At 50.3% G+C, this 23536-nt stretch carries 21 protein-coding genes; 14 read left to right on the top strand and 7 right to left on the bottom strand.

Going from position 1 to position 23536, the window contains the following annotated elements; genetic code table 11:
* The first annotated feature begins 81 nt into the window (after nucleotides 1–81).
* The 4 genes from cobT (at nucleotide 82) to D328_RS0118600 (ending at nucleotide 4311) form a co-directional block, all read left to right on the top strand.
* Entirely contained in the window at nucleotides 82–1155 is a 1074-nt protein-coding gene (gene cobT / locus D328_RS0118615; RefSeq protein ID WP_018886552.1) for a nicotinate-nucleotide--dimethylbenzimidazole phosphoribosyltransferase, read from the top strand.
* A complete protein-coding gene (gene cobU / locus D328_RS0118610) occupies nucleotides 1152–1712 on the top strand; it encodes a bifunctional adenosylcobinamide kinase/adenosylcobinamide-phosphate guanylyltransferase (RefSeq protein WP_018886551.1) in 561 nt (186 codons plus the stop codon). Before cobT ends, cobU begins: the two co-directional genes overlap by 4 nt.
* A complete protein-coding gene (gene cobS / locus D328_RS0118605; RefSeq protein ID WP_018886550.1) occupies nucleotides 1706–2557 on the top strand; it encodes an adenosylcobinamide-GDP ribazoletransferase in 852 nt (283 codons plus the stop codon). Before cobU ends, cobS begins: the two co-directional genes overlap by 7 nt.
* Before the next feature lie 71 nt (nucleotides 2558–2628).
* Nucleotides 2629–4311 carry a cobyric acid synthase gene (locus D328_RS0118600; protein WP_018886549.1) on the top strand — a complete coding sequence of 561 codons (1683 nt, stop codon included), beginning with the start codon at nucleotides 2629–2631 and terminating at the stop codon, nucleotides 4309–4311.
* 148 nt (nucleotides 4312–4459) lie between these two features.
* On the opposite strand, the gene D328_RS0118595 is transcribed toward D328_RS0118600, so the two are convergent.
* Complete coding sequence (locus D328_RS0118595) at nucleotides 4460–6151, bottom strand: methyl-accepting chemotaxis protein (RefSeq protein WP_018886548.1); 1692 nt, start codon at nucleotides 6149–6151, stop codon at nucleotides 4460–4462.
* A 691-nt stretch (nucleotides 6152–6842) separates the two neighbouring features.
* Between D328_RS0118595 and D328_RS0118590 the strand changes: the two genes are divergently transcribed.
* On the top strand, nucleotides 6843–8240 hold the full coding sequence (locus D328_RS0118590) for an L-cystine transporter (protein WP_018886547.1): 1398 nt from the start codon (nucleotides 6843–6845) through the stop codon (nucleotides 8238–8240).
* 99 nt (nucleotides 8241–8339) lie between these two features.
* Here the strand turns inward: D328_RS0118590 and D328_RS0118585 are convergent, their stop codons facing one another.
* Nucleotides 8340–9428 carry a M24 family metallopeptidase gene (locus D328_RS0118585; protein WP_018886546.1) on the bottom strand — a complete coding sequence of 363 codons (1089 nt, stop codon included), beginning with the start codon at nucleotides 9426–9428 and terminating at the stop codon, nucleotides 8340–8342.
* A gap of 253 nt (nucleotides 9429–9681) precedes the next feature.
* On the opposite strand from D328_RS0118585, the gene D328_RS0118580 reads away from it, so the two are divergent.
* Nucleotides 9682–10884, top strand: coding sequence for a PQQ-dependent sugar dehydrogenase (locus D328_RS0118580; RefSeq protein WP_154659200.1), 1203 nt, complete (start codon nucleotides 9682–9684; stop codon nucleotides 10882–10884).
* Between the two features lie 287 nt (nucleotides 10885–11171).
* Here the strand turns inward: D328_RS0118580 and D328_RS0118575 are convergent, their stop codons facing one another.
* On the bottom strand, nucleotides 11172–11903 hold the full coding sequence (locus tag D328_RS0118575; protein WP_018886544.1) for an MBL fold metallo-hydrolase: 732 nt from the start codon (nucleotides 11901–11903) through the stop codon (nucleotides 11172–11174).
* A 320-nt stretch (nucleotides 11904–12223) separates the two neighbouring features.
* On the opposite strand from D328_RS0118575, the gene D328_RS0118570 reads away from it, so the two are divergent.
* Nucleotides 12224–12727: a GNAT family N-acetyltransferase gene (locus D328_RS0118570; RefSeq protein WP_018886543.1), complete on the top strand. Its 504-nt coding sequence runs from the start codon at nucleotides 12224–12226 to the stop codon at nucleotides 12725–12727.
* A 230-nt stretch (nucleotides 12728–12957) separates the two neighbouring features.
* Here the strand turns inward: D328_RS0118570 and D328_RS0118565 are convergent, their stop codons facing one another.
* Both D328_RS0118565 and D328_RS0118560 read right to left on the bottom strand, forming a co-directional pair.
* Entirely contained in the window at nucleotides 12958–13407 is a 450-nt protein-coding gene (locus D328_RS0118565; protein ID WP_018886542.1) for a threonine/serine exporter family protein, read from the bottom strand.
* Complete coding sequence (locus D328_RS0118560) at nucleotides 13407–14180, bottom strand: threonine/serine exporter family protein (protein WP_018886541.1); 774 nt, start codon at nucleotides 14178–14180, stop codon at nucleotides 13407–13409. Before D328_RS0118560 ends, D328_RS0118565 begins: the two co-directional genes overlap by 1 nt.
* Nucleotides 14181–14433: 253 nt before the next feature.
* Between D328_RS0118560 and D328_RS0118555 the strand changes: the two genes are divergently transcribed.
* Nucleotides 14434–14736 carry an ArsR/SmtB family transcription factor gene (locus D328_RS0118555; protein ID WP_018886540.1) on the top strand — a complete coding sequence of 101 codons (303 nt, stop codon included), beginning with the start codon at nucleotides 14434–14436 and terminating at the stop codon, nucleotides 14734–14736.
* A 78-nt stretch (nucleotides 14737–14814) separates the two neighbouring features.
* Complete coding sequence (locus tag D328_RS0118550; RefSeq protein WP_018886539.1) at nucleotides 14815–16230, top strand: aldehyde dehydrogenase; 1416 nt, start codon at nucleotides 14815–14817, stop codon at nucleotides 16228–16230.
* Between the two features lie 36 nt (nucleotides 16231–16266).
* Here D328_RS0118550 and D328_RS0118545 read toward each other — a convergent pair whose 3' ends face one another.
* Nucleotides 16267–17100 carry a hypothetical protein gene (locus D328_RS0118545; RefSeq protein WP_018886538.1) on the bottom strand — a complete coding sequence of 278 codons (834 nt, stop codon included), beginning with the start codon at nucleotides 17098–17100 and terminating at the stop codon, nucleotides 16267–16269.
* Nucleotides 17101–17563: 463 nt separating this feature from the next.
* Here D328_RS0118545 and D328_RS0118540 point away from each other — a divergent pair, with 463 nt between their 5' ends.
* The 4 genes from D328_RS0118540 to D328_RS0118525 all read left to right on the top strand — a co-directional run bounded on the left by D328_RS0118540 (nucleotide 17564) and on the right by D328_RS0118525 (nucleotide 20943).
* Nucleotides 17564–18379 carry a phosphotransferase family protein gene (locus D328_RS0118540; protein WP_018886537.1) on the top strand — a complete coding sequence of 272 codons (816 nt, stop codon included), beginning with the start codon at nucleotides 17564–17566 and terminating at the stop codon, nucleotides 18377–18379.
* Between the two features lie 124 nt (nucleotides 18380–18503).
* Entirely contained in the window at nucleotides 18504–19430 is a 927-nt protein-coding gene (locus D328_RS0118535) for an aminoglycoside phosphotransferase family protein (protein WP_018886536.1), read from the top strand.
* Between the two features lie 52 nt (nucleotides 19431–19482).
* Nucleotides 19483–20241, top strand: coding sequence for an HAD family hydrolase (locus tag D328_RS0118530; RefSeq protein ID WP_051091167.1), 759 nt, complete (start codon nucleotides 19483–19485; stop codon nucleotides 20239–20241).
* 21 nt (nucleotides 20242–20262) lie between these two features.
* Entirely contained in the window at nucleotides 20263–20943 is a 681-nt protein-coding gene (locus D328_RS0118525; protein WP_018886534.1) for a protein kinase family protein, read from the top strand.
* A 144-nt stretch (nucleotides 20944–21087) separates the two neighbouring features.
* Here D328_RS0118525 and D328_RS0118520 read toward each other — a convergent pair whose 3' ends face one another.
* Complete coding sequence (locus tag D328_RS0118520; protein WP_018886533.1) at nucleotides 21088–22506, bottom strand: NAD-dependent malic enzyme; 1419 nt, start codon at nucleotides 22504–22506, stop codon at nucleotides 21088–21090.
* Between the two features lie 295 nt (nucleotides 22507–22801).
* On the opposite strand from D328_RS0118520, the gene D328_RS0118515 reads away from it, so the two are divergent.
* Nucleotides 22802–23491 carry a response regulator transcription factor gene (locus tag D328_RS0118515; RefSeq protein ID WP_018886532.1) on the top strand — a complete coding sequence of 230 codons (690 nt, stop codon included), beginning with the start codon at nucleotides 22802–22804 and terminating at the stop codon, nucleotides 23489–23491.
* The last annotated feature ends 45 nt before the right edge of the window (nucleotides 23492–23536 follow it).

Here is a 23536-nt window from a genome sequence, read left to right as displayed (position 1 = left end):
GCGGCTCTACACTCCTATTTGATCTGCTCAGTAACAACATTTGCGAAGGGGATAGTAGGATATGGAAGGGGATAGCAGGCTATGAATGAAGAATTACAGCAGCTCTTACATACCATTAGACACAATATTGCTGATCAGGAGGCCGAGAGCGCAGCTTCGGCTCACCTGGATCAGCTCACGAAGCCGCCTGGTAGTCTTGGGAAGCTGGAGACCCTTGCCATTCGACTTGCTGGAATTACAGGGAAGATACAGCCAGAGTTCACGCAGCGTGCAGTTATTGTCATGGCTGGAGATCATGGTGTATGTGCCGAGGGCGTGAGTGCATTTCCAGCTGAAGTAACCCCACAAATGCTGTACAACATGCTAGAGGGTGGGGCTGCTGTGAATGTGTTGGCTAGACAGGCTACCGCAGAAGTCATCTGTGTCGATGTAGGGGTTAATGCGGACGTGGAGCATCCATCATTAATTAGCCGCAAGATCCGTAAGGGGACAGCGAATATGGCCCAAGGCCCTGCGATGACCCGAGATGAAGCAATACAGGCTATTCTGGCTGGAGCGTCTGTAGCGATTGATGCAGTGGAGCGTGGTCATCGGCTCCTGGTTACCGGGGAGCTGGGTATCGGGAACACGACTGCCAGTGCTGCGGTAGCGAGCGCGCTCACAGGGCAAGATCCGTCACAACTGGTCGGTAGAGGTACAGGTATTGATGATGCAGGCTTGGAACGGAAGATGGATGTAGTCAAAAGAGCACTGAAGGTCAATCAGCCGGATCAGGCAGACGGACTCGATGTACTGTCGAAGGTTGGGGGGCTAGAAATTGCGGGACTGACGGGCGTGATCCTCGGCGCAGCCTCCCGTCGCTGTCCAGTCGTGCTGGATGGATTCATTTCCAGTGCTGCTGCGCTAGCTGCCCGTAGTCTTGAACCCCAGAGCGCGTACTATCTGCTGGCTTCACATTGTTCCCATGAGCAGGGGCACGCTGCAGTGATGAAGGAGCTTGCTCTGGAGCCCTTGCTCCAGCTGGATATGCGACTAGGCGAAGGGACAGGAGGAGTTCTGGCTCTGCACCTGATCGATTCTGCCGCCTGCATCATGCGGGAGATGGCGACGTTCTCCAGTGCGGGCGTCTCGGGAAAAGAGGTGGCTTCTTCATGAAGTCGCTGGTGACTGGTGGAGCCAGAAGCGGGAAGAGCAGCTTTGCTGAGCGTTTGTGCATGAGCCGTGCGAAGGAAGCCACTTATGTGGCTACTGCACAGGCCTTCGATGTCGAGATGGAGCTTCGAATCGCTGAGCATCGCCGTCAGCGGGAGCAGACAAGCTTTGCTTGGAAGACAATAGAGGAGCCATTGCAGCTACCTGAGCTACTGCATCATAATGGGCACAGCTCAGATGAATCACCACCACCAGCACTACTGGTGGATTGTCTTACGCTATGGCTGTCCAATCTGGTACTAGCTAATGAAGAGATGGCCGAGCAGACGGCACGAGCAGGAATTACAGCGCTGGAAGAAGCCGTCCGATCATATTCGGGGCCGCTGATTCTGGTAACAAATGAGGTAGGTAACGGCATCGTTCCCGAATATAAGCTGGGCAGGCTGTACCGGGACCTGAGTGGTGTCATGAATCAGCGGATGGCTGCTGTCTGTGATGAAGTATTCCTCGTGACGGCTGGCATCCCTGTTGAGCTGAAGCGGCTGGAGTACAAATGGTAAGCAGAGGCAGAGGGCATTTGGAGGCTGTTGCTGCCGCATTCCAGTTCCTATCCCGCTTGCCGGTGAAGAAGGAAGTGGACTTCACTCCCAAGGTGCTGAGACAGAGCACAATCTACTATCCTCTTGTGGGCCTCGCGATCGCCGTTGTCGTATGGTTCAGCGCTATCGTCTTCTCCTTGGTGCTTCCGGCATTTCCTGCTGCGGTACTAACCTTGATCGTATGGGTATGGCTAACCGGCGGCTTGCATCTGGATGGCTGGATGGATGCGGCCGATGCACTGCTAAGCTATCGTACACGGGAACGGATGCTTGAGATTATGAAGGATAGCCGGGTCGGTGCCATGGGCGTGCTGGCTTGTGTACTGCTACTGCTGCTGAAGCTGTCCTTGATCTATACCGTACTTACCGAAGGTCCCATAATAGCTCTAGTGCTGCTGCCCATGGTCTGGAGCCGTTGGTTCATGGTGAGGGCCATTCATCACTGGCCGACGGCACGTGGGGATGAAGGTCTGGCTGTGCTCTTCAAGGATTTGGGGACCGCTGAGCTCATTCGCTGCACGCTGTGGGCTGGTGGAATCACCCTTTTGCTGGTTGCAGGAGAACTGAGTCTTTACAATTCCAATTATTATTTAGCGGCGTTCGAGCCGATCGGTTATCCTCATACAGGCTATTATGTGCTGTGTTCTGTACTGCTTCCATTAGTGGCATGGGGGATCGGACATGGAGTTGCCGCGCATATCCATCGTCGTCTTGGAGGGTTGACCGGGGATATATACGGGGCACTGAATGAACTGCTAGAAACGGCTTTGCTGTTATTCCTGATCGCGCTGTACGGTATCTATTGACGTATGGATTGGCGTATGGCTGTGACGTTGAAGGGTTCACCCGGAATGCAGGCATGAAAGGAGGAGTTAGGATGGCATCTGATCAAATGGGTTCTGGAAAGAAGGCTGCGGTCCTGATGCTTCAGGGGACAGCCTCGGATGTGGGGAAGAGTATTATTACGACGGCATTATGCCGGATTTTCACTCAGGATGGTTATCGAACAGCTCCATTCAAATCTCAGAATATGGCCTTGAACTCCTACGTAACGCCAGATGGTAAGGAGATTGGACGCGCTCAGGGCGTTCAGGCCGAAGCATGTGGAATCATGGCTACAACGGATATGAATCCGATCCTGATCAAGCCCATGAGAGATATGCATTCCCAGATTGTAGTCCATGGTGCCCCATTTGCTAATATGAGTGCTGCCGATTATCGGAATCATTTCCTGCCTGAGGCCAAGGGGATGGTAATGGAGGCGCTGGATCGTCTTCGTGGACAGCATGATGTTGTGGTGATGGAGGGAGCGGGTAGCCCAGCGGAGATCAATCTGAAGCAGCGGGATATAGTAAATATGAATCTGGCTGGCTGGGCGGATGCCCCGGTGCTGCTCATTTCGGATATTGACCGTGGTGGGGTATTCGCTTCGATTGTAGGCACGATGGAGCTGCTGGAGCCGCACGAACGAGAACGGGTGAAGGGATTCATCATCAATAAATTCAGGGGAGATATTTCCTTGCTGCAGCCAGGGCTAGATTGGCTGGAGGAACGTACAGGGCTGCCTGTGCTCGGTGTGTTGCCTTACGTAAAGGATCTGCGGATTGAAGCGGAGGATTCTGTCGTACTGGATTCTTTGCCGCGTCAATTCTTGAAGGGGAAGGATATCGACATTGCAGTAATTCGTTATCCGCGTATTTCGAATTTTACAGATCTGGATGCGCTAGCGGCTGAAGAGGATGTCAGTGTGCGATATGTGACCGAGCTGAATCAGCTGGGTTCGCCAGACATCATGATCTTGCCAGGGACCAAGGATACGATCGGAGATCTACAAATGCTTAAGGCCAGTGGTCTGGATCAGGCGATCCGTCAGGTATGGAGTGAGGGCAGCTGCCAGCTTGTCGGCGTCTGCGGCGGATATCAGATGCTGGGAGATTTCCTTGTTGACCCGGATGCAGTAGAGCATCAGGAGGCAAGGGTAGAGCAGGGACTAGGACTGCTTCCGTTGACGACCACCTTTATGAAGGAGAAGCGGACGGTGAGAGTACAGGGGGTCCCGCTACAGGATTGTCCTATTCGCATGGCGGCGTATTCTGCACCAGGTGCAGCGGATTTCGTTGAAGGAGCCAAGCACAAGCCAGCTGGTAGTAGGGAGAATCAAGATTTGGAAGAGGCTACTCCACACAGGATGGAGATTGATGGCTATGAAATTCATATGGGGAAGACGGAATACTCGGCTTCTGAATCTGTACGAGCGCTGTTTCGCCTGCTGCGAGAAGACGGAACAGAGATAGAGGAAGGCTGCGGCACAACGGATGGCCGTGTATGGGGGACTTACCTGCACGGTATATTTGATAATGATCGGCTACGCCGGGCTTGGCTGGACCAGATCCGGGAGCAGAAGGGCTTGCAACCACGCATGACGACCTTCTCGGCCAGAGAGGTCAAGAATCAAGAGTTCGACCGTGTAGCGGCTGTTGTGCGGGAGCATTTGGATATGGATCGCATCTATCAGCTGCTGCAGGCTCAACACGGGATAGAAATCGAGACAACTAGCTAAGGGCTGTCTAGTAAGTCTTGTTGGTATCATATTCGTTCAAACCAGCAGCAACGCAACATAAAACAGACTCCAGCATCACCATCGTACGTGCCCGTGAGAAGCAGCTACGTAAAAGGTGACTGGAGTCTGTTTATTTTAGAGCGAGTATCTATATTTTAAATTTGCGAACAGCCTCTTGCAGCGCCTTGGCTTGCTCATGAAGTTCTCCGACCGTAGTGGAATGGCTCTCCATGTGCTCAAGCTGATTTTCGGCGGTCTCGCGGATATTCATGACCATTTGCTGAGACTTCCCTGTAATCTGCGCTGTCTCTTCGACCGAAGCACTGACCTCTTCTGATCCAGCGGACACCTGCTGTGCTGCTGCAGAGACGGACTGAATCGTCGAGTTGATATTCTTGATGAGTTCTAGCAGTTCTCCAAATGCCGTTCCAGCCTGCTGCACGACCTGGCTACCCGATTGCACTTCTTCGCGGACCTTGATCATGGAATCGACGGAACGCTCGGAATCCTCCTTGACGGAGTTCAGATAGTCATTGATTTCTTCCATGGCCGTCTTGGATTGCTCGGCGAGCTTGCGTACTTCACCAGCTACGACCGCGAATCCGCGTCCGTGCTCCCCGGCACGTGCTGCCTCAATGGAGGCATTAAGAGAGAGCATCTGAATCTGCTGAGTAATCTCGAAGATCGACGATACGACCTGTCCGACAGCTTCGGAGCGCTCCTTCAGCGTACGGACGAATTGAGTCGATTCCTCCGTGGCTTGGCTCACATGGATCATCTGGTTCATGGCGTTCTGAGCGAGTTCATTTCCGTTGACTGCCTCTTCAGTTGCCTTGCTGATCTGTTCGGATACATGACCAGCGGACTCGGCAATATGCTGAATACCTTGAGTGATCTCTTCCATGGCGCGAGCATTCTCTGAGGCGGCAGTAGCAATACTGCTGCTGCCATTGAATACTTCGTCTGCTGCCACTGTGGATTCTTTGACGAGACCATTCATGGAGTCCACTCGCTCGAAGAGGGTGTTGGAACCTGTTACTACAGAGCTGGATGCCGTAAGAACCTGTCGAATCATTTGCTTCAGATTCTGGGTCATGGAGTGGAAGCTTTTGGCCAGCTGAGCGATCTCATCCTCACCCTTCACGCGAATATCATGTGTAAGGTCACCGAGAGCAATCTGTTCACTAAGCTTGGCCAAATCTGCCAGTGGCCGTGTCAGTCTGCCAATGACCCAGGTAGATACCAGCCAGCCAACGATAAGTGTGGATAGTGTTATTCCAACACAGATCCATAGAATCTGACTAATCTGACTGGTGATAGCTGTATAATCAACACTTACGCCCAATACGAGAGAGCTACCAGGAAGGCCGAGGAAAATCGACTTGTGAATTCCGTGCTGATCTGAGTAAATGTTACTCATCTGCGGCTCGCTGCTTTGGGCCAGGAGGTCAATCCCTGCTGGTGCTACGAAGCTATCTCCTACTTGATAGGTAGAGTCGGGATTGCGAGCCAGAATAACCACCTGCTCTTCAGTGGCATCCAAGAGAAATGCAGTTTGCAGATTCAGTTTGTTGACTTCCTGCTGCAGGTAAGTCTCTGCTGCCATCCGACCGCTATCTCCACCCTGCTTGGTTTGCATCGCTTGTGTAGTGTTCATATTCTTGTAGACATCCTGTGCTCCGAGCATCAATGCCTGATCGTATTGTGGAATCACGTGGGTATTGATGATGTTCATCGACACAAAATAAAAGCTGAGACTGAATAGTACCGAAGTAGCCAAGAGGATTACCAGGAGTAGGAGCCTCAATTTGGCTGATATCGAGCGCGAAATTCGATGCATGCAAAAATTCCCCTTTCAATAAGTATAAGCTCTCTTCTCTCTGAAGCCCCGTACAGGCTGTTACTCCGAAGGTCGCTGCACCTTGTGAGGTGCCCGCGTATTCTCTGTATGGCTTGTCCTTGGCAGTTCCGAACAGGGAATTGCCATAATACATTATCGTTTCCCTTATGTAATGGGCTCAAAAAAATAAGGTAAGATCTTCATGTCGAGGACCTGAAATTATTCCAAGAAGAAAGGGGAGAAAAGCGATGTTTGTATCATGACAGTCCCTAAAAAGCAGCTTAAGAACTATTCTACAAAATTAACCCGTGGTTGAATAGTAAAAAATACCCACTTTCGAATAAAAATTATACATCATTCATATAAGCTAACGCGGATATGTTATATATTATGTAATTACGCTGATAAGAATATTTTTTATTCATGAGAATACATGTGATTATGGACGAAAACCCGCTTGAGTTGTAGGTATCATTCATCTCTGCGAAGACGAAAATGATTTTTTAATAAATAAGCCTACCTGTTTAATTGGTTTTATGGTATAGTAGTTCAGCATGTACGGGATGGAATATCGAAGCAGAAGCGTATACATACTTCCAGATTAGGTTGGCGTTTAAAAGCTGGCACACTCGTTTAAAAAGCAGGATGTAGGTAGTTTGCTTCAATTTCAATAGAATCGGGAGGATCTTGAATGGATACATTAGGGCTTATTCTTAATATCGTAATTATGTTGGGCTTACTGGGCCTCTTGTTCTGGACACAGAAGAAGCATCTATCATTCACGAAGCGAGTCTTTATTGGTCTGGGTCTCGGGATTGTGTATGGTGCTATTCTTCAGGTGGTGTACGGGGCGGGCTCGGAGGTCATCACGAAATCTGTAGACTGGTTCAATCTTGTAGGTAACGGATATGTGAAGCTGCTGCAGATGATTGTTATTCCACTCATTATGGTCTCGATTATATCGGCCATTATGAATCTGAAGGGTAAGCAGAACGTCGGCAAGATGAGCTTTTCGATCATTGCCATCCTGCTGATTACAACAGCGATTGCAGCTTCAGTAAGTATTGTAACGAGCCTGTCCTTCAATCTGACAGCGATTGAGATTAGCAGTGGCGAGGCAGAGCAGGCTAGAGGAGCAGCACTGGAGGAGCGTGTAGGAGAGGTGGAGGACCTGACGATCCCGCAGCAGGTATTGAGCTTCATTCCTTCGAATCCATTCGCTGATATGACTGGAGCACGGAGTACTTCCACGCTGGCGGTCGTCATTTTCTCGGCCTTCATTGGAATTGCAGTGCTTGGACTGGACCGGAAGAAGCCGGAGCAAGCCAAGACCTTCCGTGACATGATTACGGCGGTGTACGCTGTCGTGATGCGGATTGTGACATTAGTACTGCGACTAACGCCTTATGGGGTGCTTGCCCTGATGACGAAGGTTGCTTCTACGACCAACGCAGAAGAGATTCTCAAACTGGGGAAATTCGTCATTGCGTCTTATGTGGCACTGATCGTGATGTTCGTTATTCATTTGGTTCTGATCGGGCTGTTCGGCTTTAACCCATTGACCTACTTGAGAAAAGTGATGCCGACGCTTGTCTTCGCCTTCACGTCCCGGTCCAGTGCGGCTACGATTCCTCTGAATGTCGAGACGCAGACGAAGAAGCTCGGCGTGTCTGACGGTATTGCGAATCTGTCTGCATCATTCGGAGCCACGATTGGACAGAACGGATGTGCAGGAATCTACCCTGCCATGCTGGCTGTCATGATTGCGCCAACTGTGGGCATTGATCCTACGAGCTGGGATTTCATTCTCACACTGATTCTGGTGGTTGTCATTAGCTCCTTCGGAGTGGCTGGAGTCGGAGGGGGCGCGACCTTTGCATCGCTGATTGTACTGTCTACAATGAACCTGCCTGTAGCTCTCGCTGGACTTCTGATCTCTGTAGAGCCACTCATTGATATGGGGCGTACAGCTCTGAATGTGAATGATTCCATGACCTCTGGCTTGATCTCCAGCAAGATCATGAAGGAGAACGATCAGGATGTGTTCAATGACCGCGGTAGTGATCTGGATGCGGCAGTTCAATCCTAAATCTAGCCTGAATGGCTGGTATAGCTGAAAATGAAAACGAGCCCGCGCGGGTGACACAGGCATTGTGAGCCGAGGTCAGCCTGCGCGGGCTTGTTGGTGTTACAGTACAGTCAGTTCCTTAGGGAAGGAGGTTAGCACCTCAACGCCAGATGCCGTGACGTATACGTCATCCTCTATTCTTACGCCGCCAAGCTGAGGTATGTAAATGCCGGGCTCTACCGTGAACACCATGCCTTCCAGCAATAGATCTGTATTCGCTCCGTGGACGGACGGGTATTCATGAATGCCCATGCCGAGACCATGACCGAGGCGGTGGTTAAAGGCAGAGCCATACCCTGCGCTCTCAATGACGGAGCGAGCTGCTTGGTCAACCGATGCACAGGTTACACCTGGCCGAGCGGCCTGAATACCTGCGAGATTGGCCTGTAGCACTGCATTATAGACGGCTTCTGCCTCTGGCGCGATATGTCCGAAGGCGAAGGTCCGTGTAATGTCTGATGCATAGCCGTTCGCGTAGACACCAAGATCGAACATGAGCAGATCACCGTGCTGTAGCTTGCGGGTTCCCGGTACACCATGGGGCAGTCCTGTGTTGGTGCCGAACAAAACCATGGTATCGAAGGAGGGGCCGTCAGCACCGATCTTCTTCATGTGGTATTCCAGCTCAGCTACGAGTTCAACCTCTGTAACACCTTCCTTCACATGGGTCAGTCCATGACGAAGGACATCCTCTACAAGCTGGATAGCATGCTTCAGCCGCTGGATTTCCTCAGGCGATTTGCGTACCCGCATATCACGCAGAACTGGACCCACGTCAGCATATTGCTTCGCTCCAATGGCTTGTCTCATGAGCTCAAAGCGGGAGACAGAGACATGCTCCTTCTCGATCGCGAGCGTCTCCATCGCTGTGCCGGTCAATTGCTGCAGCAGTACGTATGGATCACTAGTATCTGTGTGACTCAGAATTCGGGACACGCTTGAAGCTTGTCTTGCGGCCTCTTCATCCAGTGCAGGAACGATAAGTGCAGGCTCCTCTCCTTGCAGCAGGAGCAATCCAAGAAATCTCTCATGGGGTTCACTGGCGAAGCCAGTCAGATAGTATACGTGCTTCGGATCGGTAATCAGGATGCCTTGCCATCCATGCTCTACCATCTGGGCGTGAAGGTTGTCCAGCTTGTTATTATTCACTTCTATTCATCCCTTTCCTGCAGCCTAGAGTTGACGCATAATTGTTGTAGGCTGCTGAACTTACATGCTCTATATTATAATTCAAGCAGAGATCATCTGCATCCTGCGCCTGAACATAATGCTATGAATGAACGTTTAGAGCCAGAGCAGTCGGGGTAATGCTCGATGTAAGCTGTGTGATCTGTGCTTATTCTGTGTTTAACCTGTACAAGCTGATGAGGTTCAAAAGGGGGCTACAACCAACGTGTCTAATATGAGATTATCTGCCATGATCAGTGGCTCTGTGTTGCTATTCGCGATGGGCTGTTCTTCAGGAGCAGCCGATACTCCAGCCGCACCGCCGCTCCAGTCAGGAGCACCACAACAGGAGCAGGCTCAAGGACAAGAAGCTAATATTGAAGCAGGCGTTCCTGGACATGATTTTGAAATCAGGCTTATTGCCGAGGGACTGAATGTACCCTGGGAATTCGTGCAGGCTGAGGATGGCAAAATGTACTTCACGGAGCGTCCGGGTGTCTTGCGAGTGCTGGAGAATGGTTCGGTGAGGAATGAACCACTTCTGGAGGTGCCGGCGCCATTTCTTAGTCGCGGAGAAGGTGGATTGTTAGGCCTCGCACTGGACCCGGAGTTCATGACTAATGGCTATGCATATGTGTATCATACCTATGAGGAGAATGGGGAGACACTCAATCGGGTGTTGCGGCTTCATATCAAGGAGGATCAGGCCACCATTGATAAAGTGCTGCTAGATCAAATTCCTGGCAGCTCGAATCACAATGGTGGACGACTACGGATCGGCCCAGACGGTACGCTGTACGTCACGACAGGTGACAAGTCTGATGCTATGCTTGCTCAGGATCGTGAGAGTCTGGCAGGTAAAATTCTTCGCATCAAGCTCGATGGCACCATCCCTGAAGACAATCCTGTTGCGAATTCCCCAGTCTATAGCTGGGGTCACCGCAACCCCCAAGGTCTGGCGTGGGACCTGACGTCTGGACAGCTGTACAGCTCGGAGCATGGAGCCTCCGCCCATGATGAGATTAATGTCATTGAAGCAGGTGCCAACTATGGATGGCCGCTAATCCAGGGAGACGAGGCTGCCAGTGACGAGAGTAGCGAGGAGCTTCGTACACCACTGCTTCACAGTGGCCAAGATACCTGGGCGCCTTCGGGCATGGAGCTAATACAAGCTGGACCTTGGCAGGGCAAGTTAGTCGTAGCAGGTCTGCGAGGAGAAGGGTTGCTCCTGATTGAACCTCAGGAAGAAGGGAGTACGTTAGCGGATGCTGGTACAAGTCCTTCTGCAGAGCTGCGCTTTGAGGGGGAATGGGGCCGGATTCGCGGAGTCATGGAGGGTAAGGACGGTACTATCTATATTTGGACAAACAACCGTGATGGCCGTGGAAGTCCTACAGACCAGGATGATCGTCTGCTGGCCCTGGTCCCACGGAATTAGAAGATAGTTCGTCCAGCTGGGGAGCAAGGCACTCGTTCACATGATGGATATTCACCCTCAGGTCCTGCAGGGAAAGGGTCGTACTCACCGCTTATTGATCCAGTTCGAACGTGTTTGGCTGTCTGTTATCAGTCAACAAAAGAAGCTGTGTACCAGTCATATGGGATTATCCCTTATGTCTGGTGCACAGCTTTTTGGTAGTTGGCAGGTCCGATGCTTGCACTTCCTTTATGTCCTCTCATTGCAATAGGCTTGGGATATGCAGCTTTGGCTACTCTCAAGGAAGGTTATCGTAGTGACTCCCGTAATGAGCGAAGTGTGTTAGCGGTATCATCATCGGAGTAAAGTCCGCCGTGGTAACACAAAATCTGCCGGATCTCCAGCTCCAGAAGCTTATCAAGGCTTAGAATAGCCTGCTTCATATCCGGTGTGGCTACCTCCATCGGGCCGACAAGCTCTCCATCCACCACCCGTAGCTCGTCGGCAGCGAGTAGCAGCCCTTCACGAGGAACATAGATACTGATATGACCAGGCGTATGTCCTGGGGTATGAAGGATCTGGATGCCTCCCCCATAAGGAAGGACATCACCGTCTTGGAGCAGCTTGACGAATCGCAGATCCGGTAAGCGAGCCAGAAGGGCGTCCGCATCCTGCCGCATCATCCCTTGGAGCTGCGAGATACGTTCCGGGGTCATTTTTATAAAAGGCTTATCGCCTGTCAAATAAGGGATCTCGTCTTCATGAGCCAATAATGCTGTATCCGGGAGCTCGTCCAACAGGCTGTGTACATTGCCGATATGATCAATATCCTGATGGGTCAGGATCACTCGCTTGATCTGCCTGTAGTCCTCGCCTTGCTCGGCAATGGCATCCTTTATGCGGTCCCATTGGGTGATCATGCCGGTATCGACCAGAGTCAGACCATCTTGATCCTTCAGCAGGACAGGATGAATAACCGAAGGTCCAAAGGTTGATTCCATAGGAACGTTAAGTACAGTTACATGTGAGCTGATAGGCATGAATCATACCTCCTTATCTGTTTTTAAGCGACAAGCTATACAAATCCTAGTTAATTGTATTATAAAGTAGCGCGAATGCAGGATGCAAAAAGGATGAGCGAACTAATATGTGAACGAAGTCGTATGTGAACGAAGTAGTAGAAGGCTTATGGAATGCTCGGTATAGGAATACAACACATTAACAGTATGAACAAGTCGGATAGGCTAGACAAGATAGACAGGTGACGCTTGTACCGTGTTCCTGTACAATATAGCAATCCAGATTTATAGGTAACTGATATAACTCATACGTATGAAATGTGCAGAGTGGAGGCGCAAAGATGGAACAGGATTTTGTGATTGAATATGCGGAGCGTGAGGACCTTCCGGCTATTGTAGATATCTACAATGCTACGATTCCGGGCAGAATGGCAACGGCTGATCTGGAGCCTATAACGGTAGAGAGTCGAATTCCGTGGTTCGAGGAGCATAAGCGCGATGAGCGACCGCTATGGGTACTGCGCCAGCATGGACGCATGATGGGCTGGGCCAGCCTTCAGTCCTTCTATGGAAGGCCTGCCTATAAAGGGACAGCGGAACTAAGCATTTACGTTCATGAGGAAGCAAGAGGGATTGGAGCGGGTAGCCGCCTGGTCAAGCATGTTCTGCAGGCGTGTCCACAGTTGGGTGTGAACACACTGCTAGGCTTCGTATTTGGCCATAATGAGCCGAGTCTGGCACTTCTGAAGAAATTTGGCTTTGAACAATGGGGGCATTATCCGCGTATAGCGGTACTGGATGGTATTGAACGCGACTTGGTGATTGTAGGCAGGCGAGTGGAGTAGGCACAGCAGACAGCTTAGCCCACAGTCTGGATTATGGATATACAGACTGTGGGCTAAGAAGGATACTTTTCCATATAGTTAGCGCACTTGTAAGTAGCAAGCTTAACAATGGTCGACAGGGCTCTCCGCTTGGAGCGACTCTATACTCACATTTGATGGCCTAAGGTACTAGCCGCCCCACCTACAGCTTCATGTTACATATCCTCAGCCTTCATAGCTGTGATGTTGTCTCAATTCTTCCCTTGTTCTCGTGGAAGCTTGAAAGAGCGCCGCCGCAGCATCTGGTTAAATACCTCCGACAGCACCAGCCCGACCGCAATGGAGCCAGAGATCATGAGAGCCTGCGCAGCAAGCTCCGTAGCGGCACTGTAGTCATTTTGCACAAAATGCCGCATGGCATCATAAGCAATTCCCCCAGGCACGAGCGGAATCATTCCTGCGACACTGAACACAATCACGGGCATACGGTACAGCCTGGCGAAGAACTGACTCACGACACCAATGACAAAGGTGGCTGCGAAGGTCGCCGGCACGGAATCCCAGTTGCCCACACTTAGATCGTAGACGATCCAGCCCACCATACCAACGAGTCCACATAGCAGTAGGGAACGGCGAGGGGCATGAAAGAGAATCCCAAAGGCAGCAGAGGCGATGAAGCTTGTAATGAGCTGAGCTACCATCAGAAGATCACCCCGTTCTTCCAAATCGAGAAGACAAGCGCTACGCCGGCTCCAATCGCGAAGGAGGTCAGGAAAGCATCGGCTCCCTTCGACAGTCCCGAGACCAGATGACCTGCCATCAGATCTCGAATCGCATTCGTAATCAACAGACCGGGAACGAGTGGCATAACCGAGCCAATGATGATCTTATCAATATGCTGTCCCATCCCGCCAAGCACGAACAAATAAGCGCATAATGCAATCAGGAACGACGCGGTGAATTCGGCGAAAAATTTGACCTGCACCAGCCGCTGGAAATACTGCACCGCAGCAAATCCCACCCCTCCACAAATGAAAGCCGCTGGAAAGTCGATCCAGGTCCCCTTGAACATGATCATGAAGCACCCACTTGCCAGAGCAGCAGCAGCTAATTGGACCTTCATAGTGTAGGCTAGCGGTTCATCCTCGACATCCTTGAGCAGCTTCATGGCTTCTTCTGGTGACAGCTCTCCTGCGCTAATACGACGCGAAATATCATTTACCTCGGCAACCTTGTGCAAATCCGTAGTCCGTTCCATGATGCGAATCAGCTTGGCTGGCTCAGTGCCGTCCGTCGAGAAAATAATACCGGTAGGCGTTACATAGCTATGTGAATGATAAATACCGTATGCAGCTGCAATACGGCTCATGGTGTCCTCTACCCGATAGGTCTCGGCTCCACTTTGTAGCATGACCTTGGCTGCGAGCAGGCAGACTTCTATAATGTGATATCTGGAATAGGCTTCGCTGTTCATAACCATCTCTCTTTCGATCTGTTGAGCTTGGGACAGGCAGCAGGATTAGGCCTCTAACGAGCTGCACAGCCATATGACACTCATTGTAACATGAAGTGAAAGAGGATGTGAATGTAACGTAACGGAGGGTTGATTTTGACGATTGGGTTGGAGTATGATGTGTATAACGTTTAAAGGTTTAAACATTTGAACGAATTATCTGACGAATGATCCTATGTTCGGAAAATTTTTATATAGAAAAGTGAGGATAGCTATGGGACAACGAGCACTGGCGATTTTTCAATCGTGCATTCCACTCTTTCAGGTATTGAGTGATCCCCATCGACAAGGAATACTGCTCGTTCTGAATGAACGAGGTGCATTAAGCGTCAATGAAATCACGGAGCATGTGGAGTTATCCAGGCCAGCCGTATCACATCACCTCAAGCTGCTGCTGGAGAAGGGGCTAATTACGGTGGAGCAAAAAGGAACCCAGCGTTACTATGCAGCTTCCTTGGGAGCATCGGTACAGCGGCTGAAGGAGCTTGTAGCTGCGCTGGAGGAAGATTGTCTATAATCTCTGCTCTGATAGCAAGAGCGTGAGAAAGGCACACGTGGCAAGAAGAAATAGCACTACACAAGGAGGGAAAAGCAGATGAGCGAGGATAGCATACATGTACAGCAGGAGTGGAGCAGTGCGCAGGTAGAGGAGCTGCTACAGCAGCAAAAGTCATTCTTTGAAACAGGAGCGACGCGGTCAGTCACTGCGAGAATTGAGCGCCTGCAGCGGCTGAAGAGGGCTATCAAGGAATATGAACCCCGACTAGTTGAGGCGTTGTACGAGGATCTGGGCAAGAGTGAATTCGAATCTTATACGACGGAGATTGGCTTCGTGCTGGATAGTATCTCGCATACCGTAAGACACTTGAAAAGCTGGGCAAAACCCAAAAAGGCCAGAACACCGTATCAGCTGATCGGAGCATCCAGCCAGGTCATTTCCGAGCCTTATGGTGTCGTGCTCATTATCGGGCCATTCAACTATCCAGTACAGCTGCTGATTGAGCCGTTGACGGGGGCGATCGCTGCGGGCAATACCGCCGTATTGAAGGCCTCCGAGCACACCCCCCACGTATCGGCTGTCATCCGCGAGATTATCGGCTCTGTATTCGAGCCTGAATATGTACAGGTGGTAGAGGGTGCGAAGGAGACCACGACCGCCCTGATTCATGCACGATTTGATTATATATTCTTCACAGGTAGCGTCCCTGTCGGCAAAATTGTCATGAAGGCTGCCGCTGATCATCTCATTCCGGTAACACTGGAGCTGGGCGGTAAGAGCCCTGTCATTGTCGATCGCGAAGCAGATCTGGAGGTGGCAGCACAGCGAATTATATGGGGCAAGCTGCTGAATACGGGACAGACGTGCATTGCACCGGATTATTTGCTCGTCCATGAGCAGGTTCGTCATGCTTTAATAGATAAGATGATCATGACTATAGAAAGCTTCTTCGGACAGGATATCCGTCATAATCTTGATTATGGGCGAATTGTGAATCAGGGCCACTTCCACCGACTCCATGCGATTCTGGAGAAGGATCGCAGCCGAATTATTCACGGAGGTATGAGCGATGAGGCAGACCGCTTCATTGCACCTACGCTAATTAATGCGGACGACGGTCAGGCTGCCAGTATGGAGGATGAGCTCTTCGGCCCTTTGCTACCGATTATGACTTATCGTTCCATTGATGAGGCACTAAGCTTCATTCGTGAGCGTCCCAAGCCACTTGCATTATACCTGTTCACAGCGAACAAGCAGCTGCAGGACAAAGTGATGAGCGAGGTCTCCTTCGGTGGAGGCTGCATCAATGATACGATAACTCATGTTGCTAATCCACGGCTGCCCTTTGGAGGCGTGGGTCATTCAGGTATCGGCTCCTATCACGGGCGGTATAGCTTCGATACGTTCTCGCATCACAAAAGCGTGCTGACCCGTAGCACCCGGCTTAATCTGCCATTTCTATATCCACCCTACGCGGGAAAGCTGAAGCTGATCAAGCGGCTCCTCAAGTGAGTTACGCTCAAGGGCAGGGAAGCAACTTTCCGGTGTTCAGGGCTCAAGTAGGACGGAATAATATGATTCATGGAGGTGCTCTGCTGCCTCTGCAAGTCCCATAAGCCGGAGCTGTTCAGCGACGAAGCAACGCACACGGGCGTCTCTGAACAAATGATAGAATTGCGCATCCCGAATGAATGCCAATCTCGCCTCAAGACTTCCCTCTGTAAATAGCTCCAGTACCTGGGCTTGCTCGTGCTCCCAACTGAATTGCTCGTTGATTTCCAGTACACGATGCATGGTGCTGCCAGGTGACAGCGCAGCAATACCAAGGTTGTTCACCGTAGCAACGACAATCTGCTCAAGGCGACTTTTGTGCAGCTCCGAGATATAGGCTTCCATATCCTGAATAGGGGTGATCGCAAAGCGTTCCCGAAATAGCTCACGTACGAGCAACTTTCGATCATCCCATACTCCTGCCGCATGCTCACGGGTATGACGTACATAGTCCTCAGCATGCGGATAATAATTCGTTAAAGGCCGACTATCTGTATATACGACACTAAGGAAATCCTGCATATTGCGCGCGACCAGCCATACCCCGTTGCGATGAATAGGGGATACGCTTACGATCGGGGCCGTCCCTATGTCCTTGATTGCTCCGAAATCCGTGCAGAAGCCATAATGAATGCCATCCACCCCCGCACGTGCGAAAGGAATAACATCAGGTGGCGTAGACATGTCACGCATGCCACGCTCACGCTCCATAATCAAGCCCAGATCGAACTCCAGTGAATGTCGTTGCTCCTCCAGCTCCTCTTCGAATTCAATCAGCTGTTGGATCAGTAATGTAGCGGAGCCATAAAGACCGCCAGATCCAGACTTCATAGCTAATTCCTCCTTATCCGTGCATGTTCTCTTGATGGGTTATTTCTATATATACGATCATGATTCGCAGTATGATAGCTTTATATTTTTACAAAATATAATATGTTAAGGCCCTATGGCACCTGTTACGATGAATATCGAGATCCCTGGAAGCGCTGTTCTTGCTGGGGGAGAATCCGCCCTTAAGGGATTGTACAGGATAAAGCATGGTTTTGTAAAAAATCGGATTTGTCAAGCCGAATGCTTCTTGATCAGGAGTTCTGTTAACAATGTATGTAATCTAGTCATCGCTTGTGTTGGATCGGTGTCTTCTATGGAGAGTAGCCTGTCTGATTGTTAACAGCTAAGTACTTATATTAGGTTATAATGAATTGCAGACGTCCATTTCCATACTTTGACGCATTACATATTTAGTGCTCTACATACTTAATGCTTATACATTAGGCTAATGGGGGATAAGGTCATGAAGATCGTTGGTCAAGGAAGAACTGCGGATATCTATACACTCGATTCCAGAACGATTCTCAAGCTGCTACGTAAAGGCTTCCCAGAAGGGGATGCGCGAGTGGAGTATGAGATCAGCAAGTATGTGTATGAGCTAGGAGTGAGCACCCCAAGACCCTATGACCTGGAGGAATACGACGGCAGGCTTGGAATACGATATCAGTACCTAGCAGGCCATACCATGCTCGGGCGAATGCTACGATATCCGGGACAGGTGCAGGAATATTCCCGTCAAATGGCAGTGATTCATGCTGAGCTGCATACCTATGATGGAACAGGTGTTAAGCGTTCCCAGAAGAAGCTGCTTTCTCGGCAGGTACACGATTCTGTCTATCTCATGGCTGACGAGAAGCGTATCATCCACGAATATCTGGAGAGCTTACCGACAGGTACCCGACTCTGTCACGGGGATTTTCATCCAGATAATATTATCTTGTCTGAGTCTGAGGCCCCTGATGAGAAATATTGGATCATTGACTGGATGACAGGTATGGAGGGGAATCCGGCGGGCGATGCGGCCAGAACTCTGCTGCTCTTCATGTATGGCACAATGCCTGACGAGACGCCAGCCGAACGGGTCAAGCAGTTCAATGAGGTAAGGGAGCAGCTGTTAGAGATATACCAGCAGCATTATCTCCTTCAATCCGGCCTCACTGCTGCATCCATTGACGCATGGCTGCTGCCTGTCGCAGCGGCACGACTATGTGAATGGATTCCTGAAGAGGAGAGGGAGGCTCTCCTCGGCATGATTCGAGAACGTATAAGTAAACTCTAGTAGACGAAGTTGCTATAGTGAGATGGCTATAATTGTAAAGTGAGACGGACATAAATGAAGCGTTTACGAATGAATTGTATCGACCATTATGAAGAATTTTGATCATCATATGGGGGGAACGATCATGGACAGGTTAGTAGCTGAGGAGATCCAACGCCTTGGACAGGAGATTACGTCACTGCAAGGGGCGCGGATCTTGCCGATCTACGGTGGCTTCTCTAGTGACCGTAAATACGTTGTAGGCCTCGAGGGAGAGCAGAAGCGATTATTGCGTGTGTTTGATCCTGCTAGAATGGACAATAAACAGAAGGAATTTTCTATCTTGCAGGAGATGGAGCATTATGGAGTGAAATCCTCCCGAGCGCTAGAGCTCGGTCATACATCCTGGGCTGGTTATATGCTCGTGAGCTATATAGATGGAGAGGATGCGGAGCGGAATTTACCGGAGTTCTCGGATGCGGAGCAGCTACACATCGGGATCGAGACGGGAGTAGAGCTTCGTAAAATGCATCAGCTACAGGCGCCGGAGGACGTATCTTCCTGGTATGAGCGCAAGGTGCGCAAGCACTATAGATATATGGAGCAATATGAAGCTTGTCCATTAAGAATCAACAATGAGGATCGAATTATTGCATTCATTGATGAGCATATTCGCTATATGCAGGACAGACCGAATCTATTCCAGCATGATGATGTTCACCCCGCTAATCTTGTCGTGAAGGACCGCCATCTGGCGGGAATCATTGATTTTGAGCGCTATGATTGGGGAGATCCAATTCATGAGTTCCTCAAGCTGGGCTTCTTCGGTCGTCATGTAAGCATTCCCTATTGCATCGGCCAGATTCAAGGATATCTGGATGGAGAGGCTCCGGATGAGGAATTTTGGACGCTGTATTCTCTCTATACGGCAATGGCGTTGTTCTCTTCAGTCGTCTGGACGTTGAAGACTGCACCTGAGACGATGGATACGATGCAAGGTCATATGGACAAGGTTCTGGAGGATCATAATTATTTTCGGCAGGTCAGGCCCTCGTGGTATGATCCCAGTTGAAGACAGGCTGATGCTAACTATATAATAGTCGATAAATCACGTTGAAATGTGAATGAAGGAAGTGTTGAAGCTGAGTAACTCCAAAAAACCGCGTGCCGTTTTTTTTGACGTAGATGATACGATGTATGACCATTTGCAGCCTACGCGTGAAGCCTTGCAGCATGTACTGAAGCTGGAGGATAGCTTTCCTTTTGAGCAGGCGTACCACCGAATACGCTACTACAGTGATATCCTTGCTGACGCAGACGGTCTTCTTGATCGTGATCCCAGTCCCGAGGAATTGGCGACGATGCGTGTCAGAAGGTTCATGTTAGCGTTAGAAGAATTCGACATTAAGCTCAGCCAGAGTGAGGCAGCAGATGTTCAGGAGAAGTATCTGGAGCTGCAATACCGAATTGATCCTTTCCCGGGAGCGAGGGAGCTCATTAGAGCCTTGCGGGAGGAAGGGACACTGGTGGGCCTCATTACCAATGGAGCGGAGCATCACCAAGGAAGTAAAATCCGTGCCTTGGCACTGGAGACGGATGTTGCGCCTGAGCATATATTCATTTCCGGTGCTGTTGGCTTTGCGAAGCCAGACCCGCGAATTTTTCACAGAGTGAATGAACTGACAGGCACGGCTGCGGAGGATTGCTGGTACATTGGAGATTCCTGGCGCAATGATGTGGTCGGAGCATCCGAGGCTGGCTGGAGAGTCATATGGTTCAATCACAGGCGCACCTCGCCGGAGACGGAGCACATGCCATTCGGTACAGCCGAGAGCTATGAAGAGCTGCGGGGACTGCTGATGTCTCATAAGATCGAGATCTGATTAGCGAAAAGAGGCGATGACATGGATGAGCACTGGAGACAAGCAGATCGTATAATAAGCCAGATTGAGATTATAGGAACAGAAGGCAATGAGCTTGTCGATATTAATGGTCATCCCCAGGGCGCGGTGTGTATAGGCATTGGTACGGATGCGGCAGTCTTTCTACTGAAGGAGCTTCCGGGATATGCCTTTAAAATCTATTCCGAGCTGTCTCAGGACAAAATTGAAGCAGAGGTTGCTGTGTATGAGCGCTTACGTGGCTGCCCCTATTTCCCGGTATATTACGGCAGGGGAGCTCACTATATTGTCATCAGTCATGAGGAAGGTCCTACTTTGCTGGATTGTCTTATTCAAGGCATTCCAGTCCCGGAGCAGGTCATTCAGGATGTAGAGGATGCCAGGACCTATGTGAGGGCACAGGGCTTGAACCCACGTGATATTCATCTCAAGAATGTACTGTTACAGGGAGAGCGTGCCAAGGTGCTGGATGTATCGGAGTACATCAAGGACGGAAATGATAACCGCTGGGAGCATCTTGTATGGGCATATCGCACCATTTATCCAAGGATCTCGGGCAAGCCGATCCCTGCGAGAATTCTGGATACGATCAAGAAGTGGTATAATCGGCTGGATAAAGCCAATATGAATCTTGAGGAATTCGCCAATCGCGCGAATGGCTTCTTTAAGCGCTGGAAGCTGTAGGAGTTCAGAAAATAGGAGTTCAGGAAAATACGAGTCAGGAAAAGAACCTTCGATATCCACGTTAGTTGTGGACACGAAGGTTCTTTCATATGTTAACGTAACATGCTAATTTGATATGTTACTACGAAGGTGCCGCAGTAACGGCTACCGGAAATCGCGTGGAATCCGGCGAGCTACACCAGTCTCCATCGCAGCTTGAATGACCTTTTGCCGGACCCGCTGTACAGCCTCCTCGTTGAATACTCCTGGAATAATATAGAGACGATTCAGCTCCTCAGGCCGGATGGTGCCAGCAATGGCTTCGGATGCGGCAAGCTTCATCGCTTCGTTGATCTCGCCAGAACGGCAGTCCAGCGCTGCACGGAAGATGCCGGGGAAGCACAGCACATTGTTGATCTGATTAGGATAATCCGAGCGCCCGGTCGCTATGACAGCAGCCACGTCTTCGATGAGCTCTGGCTGAATCTCTGGAGTCGGATTCGCCATAGTGAAGACGATTGGATCTTCGTTCATTCCCATGACGTCCTCGCGCTGGAGGATGCCGCCAGCAGACAGGCCAATGAAGACATCAGCTCCGCGCAGCACCTCACTAAGCGAGCCCTTTTGCCGGTGAGGATTCGTATGCTGGGCATACCATTCCCACATCGGGTGAGGGTCAGGCTGGTCGGCGGAGAGCGCACCATTCTTATCTACACCCACGATATTCGTTGCCCCGGCAGAGAGGAGGATTTTGGTGCAGGCTACACCTGCCGCCCCGATGCCGCAGACGACAATTTTGACCTCTGCCAGGGATTTTTTCACGACTTTGAGTGCATTGATTAATCCGGCGTATAGCACGACAGCTGTGCCGTGTTGATCATCATGGAATACCGGGATGTCGAGCTCCTCACGCAGCCGCTCTTCAATCTCGAAGCAACGGGGAGACGCAATGTCCTCCAGATTGATCCCTCCGAAGCCTGGAGCAAGCTGTTTGACTGCACGGATGATCTCTTCGGTGTCTTGAGTGTCCAGGCAGATGGGAAAGGCATCAACGCCAGCGAGCTGCTTGAAGAGCATGGCTTTCCCCTCCATGACCGGCATAGCCGCATAGGGTCCAATGTTCCCCAGTCCCAGAACTGCACTACCATCCGAGACCACAGCTACCGTATTTCGCTTGATTGTCAGCTTGAAGGCATTCGTCTGATCCTCGTGAATAGCCATACATACACGGGCTACATCAGGTGTGTAGACTCTGGAGAGATCGTCACGGTTCTGGATCGGGACTTTGGGCTGCATTTCGATTTTGCCCCCGAGGTGGAGGAGGAAGGTGCGGTCTGAAACCGACAGCACTCGTACACCAGGGGTCTGCCGAATCCGTTCGAGCATCCGGTCAATGATGGTTGGATCAGTGAAGGTAACAGTAATATCTCGCACGGTAACACTCTCTGATGTACGTATGACGTCAATGGCTATGACGTCCCCACCATTGTCATTGATAAGGGTGATTAATTGTCCAAATTTAACCTGTTCAATGGAAATTTCAAGACGCAAAATGATGTTCTTTCCGCCGATTCCGCTCTGCATCTGAAGGCCCCCCTTGTACAATTTTTTAATAGCTTGATTCCGAAGCATAACGAAAAGCATCCGTATATAACACTAAAGTAGTAATTTTGATACCGCTTTCAAATGATCTTTGCGAAAAATCAAAATTCATGATGTTCAGTGTTAGTGGATTGTATTATGCTTGGTATTAAGAATTTGGGTACATTCACCTAGACGCGTGAGGAGCATGTGTATTTTGCAGCTCGGTGAGTGACTATGCCATAGATTATAGTGACAAAAATCACGGTTGTACAGTCATTTTGGAAGGGGGAACATGATGTCTGTCGCACCTCTGCGTACTTTCGTTGTTGAAGATGATTACGGTATCGCCTCTCTATGTGGAGTTACGGTCACCATGCTCGAAGGCTATGAGCTTATCGGCCTGTCCGATGATAGTGCAAGTGCACTGGAACGTATCTCGGCAGAGCAGCCTGATATCGTCCTGTTGGAGGTAAGCCAGCCTGATGGATCAGGAATGCAATTGCTGCATCATATGGATCGGATGAATCTCTCCTGTGATGTCGTATTAGTTCTGAATGGGCCGATCTGGAACTATATGATGAAGGGACTCCAATTGGATATTTTCGGGTATCTGATGAAGCCCTTCGATACGAGACGACTGCAGGATACTCTTCAGAGCTATCGGCAGTATCGAATGCGTCGTGATTCGTTATCCGTACTAAAGACGAGACTACCCGAGAATAAGTTGCAGTCCAGTAGCATTTCCAATACAACGATGTTCAAAAAAGAGATGGAACCGGCCATTCTTGGACGCATTCAAGAGATATTGGGAGGCGATCAGGCCATGCTCACCTCCCGCCAGATTGCAGAGCAAACGGGGATCAGTCTCACGACCGTTCGCAGCTACTTGAAGTACATGGTTCGCAAAGGTACGGTAAAGGAATGTGTCAGCTTCGGTACCACAGGAATCCCCCTCAGATCCTTCCAGACGGTAGCAGAGCCATGAATATAAGCTGCACGGCACAGAGACCTCTCAAGTCGCGGTAAAGAC

This window comes from Paenibacillus massiliensis 2301065 = DSM 16942 (assembly GCF_000377505.1).
GTDB lineage: Bacteria > Bacillota > Bacilli > Paenibacillales > Paenibacillaceae > Paenibacillus > Paenibacillus massiliensis.
This window is presented reverse-complemented; position numbering and strand designations above follow the sequence as displayed.